Origin of the sequence: Arthrobacter rhizophilus (assembly GCF_026241105.1) — a bacterium.
GTDB lineage: Bacteria > Actinomycetota > Actinomycetes > Actinomycetales > Micrococcaceae > Arthrobacter.
This window is the reverse complement of record NZ_JAPFFT010000019.1, coordinates 86,615-94,990: the sequence shown is the minus strand read 5'-3', so window position 1 is coordinate 94,990 and position 8,376 is coordinate 86,615. Positions and strand designations below refer to the sequence as shown.

Annotated in this window: 6 protein-coding genes, 4 tRNA genes and 1 riboswitch; of the genes, 6 read left to right on the top strand and 4 right to left on the bottom strand. The window is 62.7% G+C overall.

Annotated features, from left to right (window positions below):
* Positions 1 to 2: 2 nt before the first annotated feature.
* The 3 genes from OOZ51_RS15915 to OOZ51_RS15905 form a co-directional block, all read right to left on the bottom strand.
* Positions 3 to 77, bottom strand: a tRNA-Val gene (locus OOZ51_RS15915).
* 41 nt (positions 78 to 118) lie between these two features.
* A tRNA-Cys gene (locus OOZ51_RS15910) sits at positions 119 to 189 on the bottom strand.
* A gap of 55 nt (positions 190 to 244) precedes the next feature.
* Positions 245 to 317, bottom strand: a tRNA-Gly gene (locus OOZ51_RS15905).
* 327 nt (positions 318 to 644) lie between these two features.
* On the opposite strand from OOZ51_RS15905, the gene OOZ51_RS15900 reads away from it, so the two are divergent.
* Positions 645 to 719: transfer RNA gene (locus OOZ51_RS15900), tRNA-Val, on the top strand.
* A gap of 1,381 nt (positions 720 to 2,100) precedes the next feature.
* Here the strand turns inward: OOZ51_RS15900 and OOZ51_RS15895 are convergent.
* Positions 2,101 to 3,264 (bottom strand): GGDEF domain-containing protein, encoded by a 1,164-nt coding sequence (locus tag OOZ51_RS15895; protein WP_265980748.1) that lies wholly within the window; start codon positions 3,262 to 3,264, stop codon positions 2,101 to 2,103.
* A 148-nt stretch (positions 3,265 to 3,412) separates the two neighbouring features.
* Between OOZ51_RS15895 and OOZ51_RS15890 the strand changes: the two genes are divergently transcribed.
* From OOZ51_RS15890 to rpe, 5 genes are all read left to right on the top strand, one after another.
* Positions 3,413 to 4,294, top strand: a complete 882-nt coding sequence (locus tag OOZ51_RS15890; protein WP_265980747.1) for a cytochrome — start codon at positions 3,413 to 3,415, stop codon at positions 4,292 to 4,294.
* Positions 4,295 to 4,345: 51 nt separating this feature from the next.
* Entirely contained in the window at positions 4,346 to 4,912 is a 567-nt protein-coding gene (def, locus tag OOZ51_RS15885) for a peptide deformylase (RefSeq protein WP_265980746.1), read from the top strand.
* On the top strand, positions 4,909 to 5,829 hold the full coding sequence (gene fmt, locus OOZ51_RS15880) for a methionyl-tRNA formyltransferase (protein ID WP_265980745.1): 921 nt from the start codon (positions 4,909 to 4,911) through the stop codon (positions 5,827 to 5,829). Before def ends, fmt begins: the two co-directional genes overlap by 4 nt.
* Entirely contained in the window at positions 5,826 to 7,376 is a 1,551-nt protein-coding gene (locus tag OOZ51_RS15875) for an RsmB/NOP family class I SAM-dependent RNA methyltransferase (RefSeq protein WP_265980744.1), read from the top strand. The genes fmt and OOZ51_RS15875 overlap by 4 nt, the downstream gene beginning before the upstream one ends.
* 94 nt (positions 7,377 to 7,470) lie before the next feature.
* Positions 7,471 to 8,133 carry a ribulose-phosphate 3-epimerase gene (gene rpe, locus OOZ51_RS15870; RefSeq protein ID WP_265980754.1) on the top strand — a complete coding sequence of 221 codons (663 nt, stop codon included), beginning with the start codon at positions 7,471 to 7,473 and terminating at the stop codon, positions 8,131 to 8,133.
* Positions 8,134 to 8,212: 79 nt separating this feature from the next.
* Positions 8,213 to 8,367: riboswitch (FMN riboswitch) on the top strand.
* Positions 8,368 to 8,376: the final 9 nt, after the last annotated feature.

The following is an 8,376-nucleotide window of genomic DNA, read 5'->3' as shown; positions in this document are numbered from 1 at the left end:
CTTGGTGGGCGATACTGGGATCGAACCAGTGACCTCTTCCGTGTCAGGGAAGCGCGCTACCGCTGCGCCAATCGCCCAAATGCAATCCGGCCTGGACCGGAAACCAAGGTTTTCACCGAGGTGGGTACGGGATTCGAACCCGTGTATACGGCTTTGCAGGCCGCTGCCTCGCCTCTCGGCCAACCCACCGTGTAAGCACGATTCCTGGGGTTCCAAGAAGTCAATGCCGTGACAGTGTCCTGCGAGCGGACGACGAGATTCGAACTCGCGACATCCACCTTGGCAAGGTGGTGCTCTACCAGCTGAGCTACGTCCGCATAGTCTTATTCGGCGGGCTGCCCGCAGGGGGCATTCCGTCGCTTTCCGACGAGTAAAAACTCTATAGGAGGTTCCGGGAAACTCCAAATCGTTTGGTCCGAATCGTAAGCAATGGACCCAAGTTCCCTGAATTGGCGCGGATTATTCGAGTTACACCGCTGTGATTCATCGGCAGTTTCGGGCCCGTCGAGTGGCTGGTTAAGTGGTGGAGAAGCCGGCTTGCCTCCTCCGATGCGTCATGGAGACCCGCGAGTTTCCTAGTGGCTTTTCCTGCCGTTTTCCCGATTTTTGAATTCCGGCCGGGGTCGGTTAGTCTTCTTGTGCACGGGCGATTGGCGCAGTGGTAGCGCGCTTCGTTCACACCGAAGAGGTCACTGGTTCGAACCCAGTATCGCCCACCAAAGAAACCGCAGGTCAGAGGCGCTTCCAGCCTTCCTGACCTGCAGCGTGCAAGATACGTGCATGAGGCTCCGGCTGGGCAGTTCAAAAGGACACCGACCCAGGAGTAGCCCGTGAGCACCCTCCAACCACCTCCCCTGAGCTCGTCCAATAACGGACGTGTTCGTTAAATAACAGCATCGCTGGAGCCTCAGGAGTCGAGTAGCGACCACTCGCGAAAGTGGTTACGGTCCAATCTATTGTTTCGCCCAGAATCCAAGCCGAAAAGCCTCAGGCCGGCTTGCCAAGGACTGAGCTCAGATCGGGGGAAACTTGGACGGGCAACAGTGGATCTGGGTCATAGCGGTGCTAGTGGGCGCGGCACTGGTAGCTTTTGTCTTCGTATTTGGACGCTGGGGACGGCCGCCAGGTTATCGCAAGCGAAACCCCGGAAGCACTCCGGCAGCCCCAGCGACGGGGGAGATCAAGCGGCCGGCTGGATGAGTTCGGGGCCGTTGTTCCGCACGTAGTTGACCTGTCGCTCGACGTTGGGGTCCCCTCTGCGCCGAGAAGGTGGGTGGATCTGAGACATCGCTCTATATTTTGCCGACCCCTGGGCATATTCTTTCCGCAATTCGTTGGCCTATTGGGGGAATCATGGTCTCATTTCACTCTGCCCAGCGCGCCGTTGTAGGCGCGTTCATCGCACTGGCCTTGGCCGCGTGTGGTGCGCCGGCGTCACCAGCACGCAACGTACCAAGCGAGACCGCGGTAGTTACGACCACCTCCTCGTCAAGCGCTACCGCCAAGCCGAACGCTTCTGTACCCCCGCCCTCGCCCGCTGCTCCCACGACGGTGGTTGTGGCTCCACCTCCCGCACCGCCGGCACCCGTTGCGCCAGCACCTGCCGCACCAGCACCAGTGCCCGTCGTACCGGCTCAACGGCCAGCACCAGCGCCTGTCGTACCGGCGCAACCGCCAGCACCAGCCGCACCCGCGGATCCCGGACCTCCTGCCCCGAACAGGATCCAAGGGATAATCCCGGGCGCGTTCTGTCCCAATGCTGATGTAGCCCTGCGGGGGGTTGGAACCAACGGCGGGATCTATATTTGTGGCGGCAAAGGGGCCGACAAAAACGGCCACTACCACTGGAACTCCTAAGTGATGGACCAACTTTCTCAGCTTGGGCAGTTGAGGGACGCAGGGATTGTGACGGAAGAGGAGTCCGCCGCTAAAAAACCTGAGCTCCTAGCTCGGCCTTGACCGTTCGCTTGCCCGATTCGAATCCATCAACAACTTCAACTTCCATGACACCGCGACGATCGACATTGGTTGCTGATTCAATGCTGTCGTACATAGCCGCTGGCCCGAGCAGGGCTGAGGCTGGAGGAATCTTCCGAAAAATCAGCGAGCAGCAAAGCCAGCATTGGGGGCTGCCCCGACCACGCGGTTCCGTCCGAGCGACTTGGCTTGGTAAAGGGCTGCATCTGCGGCAGCAATCATCGCCGACAGGTCGACGCCGTTGAGCGAGCTAGCGGTAACGCCATAACTCGCGGTTGGAATTTGTATGCCGGGGAGGCTTTTGGTTTCCGCCAGGGCGCGGCTGATGTCGGCAGCGATGCTTTCAGCCCGTTCCTGGTTCGCTCCAGGCAGGAGAAGGATGAACTCTTCCCCACCGTATCGTCCGACCAAGTCGGTGGATCGCACCGATTCCGTGCAGGCAGCCGCGAAGGCTTGGAGCGCGGCGTCACCGGCAGGATGGCCGTGTTCATCATTGATCGATTTGAAGTGGTCCATGTCAGCCAAGATCAGGGAAGCAACTGAACTTGTGGCGTGTAGGCGCTTCAGTTCCTTGGTGGCCAACTCCAGGAAGGTGCCGCGGTTGAGGAGCCCGGTCAGGTTGTCACGGGCAGCCCGTTCGCTCAGCCGGTTGATCAACTGGTCGTTGCTGAGGGCAGTCATGCTGAAGGACACGGCAACCAGGAGTATCAGCGTGACCAGGCTCGCCATGGCCGGGCCAAAATACAGGCGGAAACTTGGGCCGGTTGGACCTTCGACGAGGTACACGGACAGGCGGCAGAAGTAGTAGGCAGCCATGAACGCCGCGGCCAGCGCCATCGATTTGTGGACATGGGAGTAGCTGGAATCCAGCAACCACAGATCACGGGACGCCAACGCGATGCCCAGCGTCATGAATCCCAGATACACCAATCCTCCGGACCACGTGTTGTATCCGGGGCCTTCCAATGCAGAGGCGAGGGCGGTGACGCCGCATGCTGCGGCAAATTGCCAGCTTGGCGGCGTCAACTTCCTCAAGGAACGGGCGCCGGTCCACACGCTGAACGCTCCACCCACCAGGAGGACGTTTCCCGATGGATTTGCCCAGACTTGATGAGGTGTCCCGTTGAGAAGGAAGGCCAAGTTCCCTGAAAAAAAGAAAAGGAGGGCGATGCACCACCAACCGTTGTAGGACGACCGCGTGCGCCGAAATGATGCGTAGAACAGGAGGAGCAGGGTAAGCGCGACCACGCCAAGAGCCACTCGCAGTGTTGTTATATCGAGGCCCAATGTTCGCTCCCGTATCCGAGGACGTGACCAATTATGGCATCGCGGGTCAAAGGACCCGGTGCGCCATGCAGGAGTGCCTTGTTCATTACGCGGTTTAGTCACGACGGCCCCGCATCTTCCTGTCAGCGGTGTGTGAAAGAGTTTTCCTATGACAGATCCACTGCTTGCCCACGCCACTGAATACGGCCGGATGTATGCCCGGTCCACGTCTGAGTCCTTCTCGGTCCCTTCCATCACCACGGTGATCGGCCAGCAGGCCCACTCCCTGGACGGCTGGTTCGGCTACATGGGCGCAAGTAGTCTGGCGAAAGACCCGGAACTTCCCCAGCATCTCTCCAGTCCTGCCAAGATGCGGCAGGCCGTCAACAAAGCAGCCAAAGCGGCCGAGGTTTACCGGGACGACGCCGCACGCCGGGGCGACCGCGTGCATAACTACTGCGAACAAGTAGCCCTTCGTGCGCTCGGACGCCCGCACCGAGCGAAGGAAACCCGCGAAGAGCTGGCCTCAAACGGCGAAGAAGCCTTCGCGGCCCGTTTCGACGAATGGTGGGAGTTGTACCGGGTGGAGCCCATTGCACCTGAAATCACGGTGTGGAACTCAAGCGTCGGTTACGCCGGGACACTGGACCTCGTGGCCAAAATCAACGGCCGGATCTGCTTGATCGACTATAAGACCAAAGGCACCACCCGGGATGGAACCGTTAAACCCCTCGACGACAAAGTGGTGATGCAATTGGTGGCCGGGATGAAGGCCGAGGAAAGCCTTGTGGACCCGGCGGCGGGGGAGTGGGAGCCGTGGAAATACGGAGAGATCCCTGTTCTGCTTGCCGTGGCCATCGGCGAAACCGAGGTGCGTCCCCAGCGGGCCAATCCGGACGTTCTCAAGCACCACTGGTGGAAGTTCTGCGCCTTGAAGAGGGTGTGGGAGATGTCTGCCGATGTTGCCGCGGCCGGAACGGCGCTGCTGCCGGTAGCTCCGCCGTCGTACCCGGCCACCGCGGCGCCTTCAGGCTCAACTAAACTGGCTTAGGCCCCCTTATGCAGGGACCGAAGCTTCGCCGATCGTGAGGAAAGACAGCACATGGCCATTTTGAGTATCCGTATCATCGGCGATCCCGTGCTCCGCACGGTTGCTGATCCGGTCGCGGAATTCGGGCCTGAGCTCGCCAAACTCGTGTCGGACATGACTGAAACCATGGAAGACGTGGACGGCGCCGGCCTCGCCGCCCCGCAGGTCGGCGTCAGCCAGCGGGTCTTCACCTACCGGATCGGCGGCGTAGAAGGCCACATCATCAACCCCGTGCTTGAGAACAGCGATGACTTCCAGCCCGACGAAGTAGAGGGCTGCCTCTCCATTCCCGGACTCGCGTTCCCGGTTCGCCGCCGCAGGACCACCCGCGCCACGGGCGTGGATATCAACGGCAACCCCGTGGCGGTTGAGGCGGAGGGCATGCTCGCCCGCTGTTTCCAGCACGAAACCGATCACCTGGACGGCATCCTTTTCACGGACCGTTTGGAAGGCGAGGACCGCAAAACCGCCCTCCGGGCCATCCGCGCGGCGAATTACCATTCCGTCACTGAACAAACCACCGCCAAGCGGGCCAACACGGTTGGCTCCAGCTTCGGCAGTTTCGGGGCTGCCGAATGAGGGTGCTTTTCGCCGGCACCCCAGCCGTAGCCATCCCTTCCCTTGACGCGTTGACCGAGGCAGGCTTGGAGATCGTGGCGGTGCTGACCAGGCCGGATGCTCCTACGGGCCGAAAACGCATCCTCACGCCGTCCCCCGTGGCAGCACGTGCGGCCGAACTTGGCATCGACATCATCCACGCCTCCAAGGTGGACGCCGGGACCACGGAACGGATCGCTTCTTATGAGCCGGACGTCGCAGCGATTGTCGCCTACGGAGGCCTTGTCCCCAAGGCCGCCCTCGGAGTACCGCGCCACGGCTGGATCAACCTCCACTTCTCCCTCCTCCCTGCGTGGCGGGGTGCCGCACCGGTGCAGCGTTCACTCATCGCCGGTGACGACATCACCGGGGCTGCGACCTTTCTCCTCGAGGAAGGACTCGACACCGGACCTATTTTCGGGACCTTGATGGAAACCGTTCGGCCCGATGACACCGCGGGCGACTTGCTGGAGCGGCTCTCGCGCAGTGGCGCGGTGCTGCTCGCCCAGACACTATCCGCCGTCGAATCCGGCAAAGCGGCCCCCTTGCCCCAGCAGGGCGATGTCTCGCTAGCGCCCAAGCTGACGCTCGACGACGGCCGGCTCGACTGGACGCAACCGGCCCTCGCCATCAACCGCAGATCCCGCGGCGTCACCCCGGAACCCGGAGCCTGGACCATGCTCGACGGGCAACGGGTTAAGCTCGAGCCGGTGGGTATGCGCCCGGACACCCGCGATCTTGCGCCGGGTCAGATCCGGGTTGACGGTAAGAACGTCCTGGTCGGGACCGGATCCCATGCAGTGCAGCTAGGGCGGATCCAGCCAGCAGGCAAGAAGATGATGCCGTCGGCCGATTGGGCCCGTGGTTTGGCAACACCAGAAAGCGTGGAATTCGAATGAGTGAGTCCGGCCGGCGCGGCCCTAACAACAGTGGGAACAGGGACGGCGGAGGTCACGGCAACCGCGGTCCCCGCGGCGAGAGCAAACGCGACGCCCAAGGCCGTGAACGCAACCGGGGTCCGCAGCGCGGTTTCTCCGCAAACGCACCGTCCCAGCGGACCCGACGCGCGGATCCGGCACGCTTGGTGGCCTTCGAAGTTCTGCGCGCGGTCGCATCGGAAGACGCATACGCCAACCTCGTGTTGCCTTCACGGATCCGCCACCATCACCTGGACAAGCGCGACGCCGGATTCGCCACCGAGCTGAGCTACGGCGCGCTGCGCGGCCAGGGGATGTACGACGCCGTCCTCGCCAAATGTGTCGACCGGCCGCTCGACGAACTCGATCCGGCAGTCCTGGATGCGTTGCGCCTTGGTGCCCACCAGCTGCTCGCCATGCGCGTTCCGGCCCACGCCGCACTCGATCAGACGGTGGGGCTGGCCCGCGCGGTCATCGGAGCAGGCCCGTCGTCGCTCATCAACGCAGTGCTGCGAAAAGTCACCGCCAGGACGCTGCCGGAGTGGCTCGACTACCTGCTGGAAAACGAGACCGACGAAACCAGGATCGCCTCCATACGCCACGCGCACCCGGAATGGATTGTCAGGGCGCTGCGCCAATCGCTCGTCCTGCACGGCCGCCCCGCGAGTGAAATCACCGAGCTGCTCGAAGCCGACAACGCAGCCCCCGTGGTGAACCTGGTGGCCCTGCCCGGCATCGGCAGCCTGGATGAAGCACTTGAGGGCGGGGCTACTCCCGGCGAACTCGTGATCGACTCGGCGCTGTCCAGCGGCGGCGATCTCGGCCGGATGTCTTCCATCCGCGAAGGCACCACTCGCGTCCAGGACGTTGGGTCCCAGTTGGTAGCCCGCGCCGTCGTGGGCGTGGACCTCGGGCACGTCGCCAAGGGTGGCGAGAAATGGCTGGACCTTTGCGCCGGCCCGGGTGGCAAAGCCGCGTTGCTGGCCGCCCTCGCCCATCAGGAAGGTGCGACTCTCTTGGCCAACGAACCGGCCGAACACCGGGCAAAGCTGGTCAGCCAAGCCCTCTCGGCGGTTCCGGCGGACGCCTGGACTGTGCGGGTAGGCGACGGTCGCGACGTCGGCAAGGAACAACCGGAGACTTTCGACCGCGTCTTGGTCGACGTTCCCTGCAGCGGCCTTGGCGCGCTACGCCGCCGCCCCGAATCACGCTGGCGCCGGACCCCCAAGGACCTTGCCGATCTCGGTCCGTTGCAGCGTGAATTGCTCAACTCTGCCATCGACGCCGTGAAACCGGGCGGAGTGGTGGCGTACGTGACGTGCTCCCCGCACCCGGCCGAAACCACCGCCGTCGTCAGCGATGTCCTGCGCAAGCGGGACGATTTGGAGCAGATCGACGCCGGCGCGGCCTTGGACGCTGTCAGCCTGACCGGCAACCTGGGCGCCGGTCACGAGTTGACCGCCCAACTGTGGCCACACGTGCACCAAACAGACGCGATGTTCCTGGCGCTTATCCGGAAGAAGCCGTAACCTTCGACGCCTTTCCCCGGCCAAACGACCCAGCGTGGCTAAGCTGGAGAACTGCCAAAACCAACAGATTGCCACCAACACTGAGGGAACTGCCTTGACTGAGTGCTGTATCAACCCGAGCATCCTGTCCGCGGACTTCGTGAACCTGGAAGCCGAGCTGAAGAGAATCAGCAACGCCGACGCCGTCCATGTCGATGTGATGGACAACCATTTTGTCCCGAACCTGACGCTCGGCCTACCGGTTGTGGAGCGGATCCAGGCTGTGAGCCCGGTCCCGCTGGACGCCCACCTGATGATCGCCGACGCCGACCGCTGGGCGCCGGCCTACGCCGACGCCGGTGTGGCGTCCGTGACCTTCCATGCGGAAGCGGCGATGGCTCCCATCAAACTCGCCCGCGAGCTCCGTGCGCGCGGTTCCAAGGCAGGTATGGCTCTTCGTCCGGCTACCCCCGTGGAGCCATACCTGGACATGCTCAGTGAACTGGACATGCTCCTCATCATGACCGTGGAACCGGGTTTCGGTGGGCAGTCCTTCCTTGACGTTACGCTGCCCAAGATCCGGCGGGCGCGTGCCGCGATCGATGGCTCCGGAATTGGCGTTGCAATTCAGGTTGATGGCGGCGTCACCGAGGAAACCATTGTCCGGGCAGCCGAGGCAGGTGCGAATGTGTTCGTCGCCGGATCCGCCGTCTACGGCCATAAAGACCCCGCTGCCGCTATTGAACGGCTGCGCGCCGCGGGCCTGGCGGCAATGTGACAACAATGACGCAATTGCTTGCATATAGGTCCGGGAATACATCGGCAACGCCTCCAGTTGTGACAGAATAACAACACACATACGTGCTCCGGGGTCGGTGTAATTCCGAACCGGCGGTTATAGTCCGCGACCCGCGAGCCATCGCGTTTCCTTCACGGGAATCACGACGGCGGACGGTTGAACTGGTGGAATTCCAGTACCGACAGTTAAAGTCTGGATGGGAGAAGCACGTACAGTCATGCC

Coding starts and splice junctions, on each gene's coding strand:
- OOZ51_RS15890 (WP_265980747.1), top strand. CDS start 3,413: ATGACAGATCCACTGCTTGCCCACGCCACTGAATACGGCCGGATGTAT.
- def (WP_265980746.1), top strand. CDS start 4,346: ATGGCCATTTTGAGTATCCGTATCATCGGCGATCCCGTGCTCCGCACG.
- fmt (WP_265980745.1), top strand. CDS start 4,909: ATGAGGGTGCTTTTCGCCGGCACCCCAGCCGTAGCCATCCCTTCCCTT.
- OOZ51_RS15875 (WP_265980744.1), top strand. CDS start 5,826: ATGAGTGAGTCCGGCCGGCGCGGCCCTAACAACAGTGGGAACAGGGAC.